The 2,380-nt window shown below is 67.6% G+C and carries 2 protein-coding genes; one reads left to right on the forward strand and one right to left on the reverse strand.

Going from position 1 to position 2,380, the window contains the following annotated elements; translation table 11 throughout:
- Window positions 1-286 precede the first annotated feature (286 nt).
- The gene (locus AC061S_RS44280; RefSeq protein WP_478691550.1) at window positions 287-631 is read left to right on the forward strand and encodes a hypothetical protein; all 345 of its coding nucleotides are present in this window, start codon (window positions 287-289) and stop codon (window positions 629-631) included.
- Between the two features lie 118 nt (window positions 632-749).
- Here the strand turns inward: AC061S_RS44280 and AC061S_RS44285 are convergent, their stop codons facing one another.
- A complete protein-coding gene (locus AC061S_RS44285) occupies window positions 750-2,318 on the reverse strand; it encodes an ISL3 family transposase (RefSeq protein WP_478691551.1) in 1,569 nt (522 codons plus the stop codon).
- Window positions 2,319-2,380 lie beyond the last annotated feature (62 nt).

Below are 2,380 nucleotides of genomic sequence, written 5' to 3' on the forward strand. Positions count from 1 at the left end.
GGCTCTGTCGCGAGTTCCGTGACTACCCCGTTGTTGATTGTCCTCTGACAGGCGATCTTGACCGATTGACAGGCGATATTGACCGGCTCTCAGCCCCTGAGTGCTCTGATGTGCCATCGAGCAAGGGGCGGGGGCCGGTCTGCCGCTCGGCGGCCGCGCGTTCCTTGACGATCGTGGGGATGGCGGCCAGGGCCTCAGCCGAGTGGTCATGTTTGATCAGCATGTCGGCCAGGTCGAAGGAGGCCCGGCGGCGGGTGGGGCCCAGCGTGTGCGGGAGGATCGCTTCGTGACCACTCTCATCCCGCCTCCCGGGCCCGACCGACACCGGGCGATTGTCAGCGAGGTGGCCCTCGTGTGGGCCGCGCACCACCCCGGGCCGTTCCCCGACGTGCCGTTTGATCACAGACACGATCTGGCGTACCTGGATTTCAACATGGCCGGCTGCGTCATGACCTACCTCAGGAACGATGGCGTTCCCGGCCCGGGCGACGTCGAGGTTCTCCGGGACTGCCTACCGGAGCTCCGTGCGGCCGTAGCACTGCTGGCGCGTTCGGCGGAGTACCGAGAGGGACTCAGGGTCTTCAGAGGCTCGCTTGCGATGGCCGAACTGATCCTCGCCGACGGGGCGTAAGCCGGTCGCCGCCCGGCCCACACGCATCGCAGTTTCCGACGCACCAGCAGGGACGACCCGGCTCCAGTCAAGATCACTTGTCAATCGGCCAAGATCACCTGTCAGAGGGCATTGATCTTCAGTGGCAGAGGAGCACGCGTTTGCGGAGGAGGTCGGTTTTGGCCCGGCCGTACATTTGGCGCTTCAGCATTTTGATCCGGTTGACGTGGCCTTCGACTGGGCCGGAGTTCCAGTGCAGGGAGAGGCCGGCCAGGACGGCGTCCCAGTCCTTGCGGAGGCCGGAGGCGAAGCTCCGCAGCTCGGGCAGGTCGCTGGCTTCGGCGTCCACGGCCCATTGACCGAGCAGCTGCTGGCCGCGGAGGTTGACCAGGATGTCGGCGAACCGGGCGATGAGGTCGCAGGCGGCGTCCAGGTCGGGGCAGCGGTCGCGGAGTTCTTTGAGGGTGACGCGATTGTCCTCGCTGCGGTGTTCGGGGTGGGTCAGGACGACAGTGGTGACCTCACGGGCCTTGGGGACGGGCGGACGGGTGGTGGGCCAGTTGTTCTTCTTGAGGGCGTGGACGAAGCGCCGGACGGTGCGCTCGCTGACGGCAACACCGCGTTCGGTGAGTTCTCCGTGGAGGCGGTCGGAACTGGTGCAGCCCTCGGAGAAGCGGGAGATCAGGTAGGCGGCGTGGGTGTCGAGGATGCTGCGGCGACCGGTGGGACCGCCGTTGATCAGCTCGTCCGGCGCGGCGGCGCGCATGAACTTTCGGACGGTCTTGGGGTCCAGGCCGAGCTCGGCGACGATGCCGGTGAGGTTGACGCCCTTGGCCATGAGCGCATGCACGGCGGCGTGCCGTTCGCGAGCCTGCCGGACCCGCACGCCCTCGGGTTCCTCGGGCAGGGCGGCCTGTTCCTTCATGGGCGGCGGTGGGGTCCACTGGGCACGGAGACGTTTGACCAGACGTTCGGTGGCGTCGCCGATGTTCTGCCAGAGGTGAAATCGATCGGCGATCTGAGTGGCGGTGCCGGCGCCCCGGTCGGCGCCTTCGGCGTAGCAGGCGGCGCGGTCGCGGCAGATGATCTCGGTGCCGGGGTGAGCGGTGAGCCACGCCGCGAGGGCATCGGCGGAACGCTCGGGCAGCACGTCGACAGGGCGCCGCTTCTCCATGTCCACGAGGACCGTTCCGTAGTGGTGGCCCCTCTTGAGGGCAAAGTCGTCGACTCCGAGGACCCGGACCGTCTGCACGTCCGGATCGGGCAAGGCGCGGATCAGTCGCAGCAGGGCGTCCTTGCCCAGCCCGATGGCCTGCAGCTCGGTCAAGCGCGCTCCGGCCCGGCCACCCAGCGCCAGGGCGATCGCCTCGCGGAGTGTGCGCAACAGAGCGGTGCAGCGGCCGTACCGGAACGTCAGATCGGGTATCTGTTCGGCGAAGGTCCGCTTGCCGCAGCCGGAGGTGTCGCAGAAGAACCGGCGAACCCGCAGGTGGAGGACCGTCTGCTGGTTCGAGACCGCGGTGTCGGCCAGTTTGCGCTCGTACCGGCTGTGCACCCGCAAGGCCACCGTTCCGCACGCCGGGCAAACTGCCGAGGGCTCCCGCCCTCGCGCCTGGATACGGACCGTCCGACCGACCACACGGACAAACTCGATGTGCAGACGGGCGAAGTGCGGGAACAAAACGGCGAGAAGATCAGCGACGGACACCCGGCATGATCACGACCTACAGAGATCAACATCTCGAGTTTCACGGAACTCGCGACAGAGCC

It is taken from the genome of Streptomyces sp. CA189 (assembly GCF_056428985.1).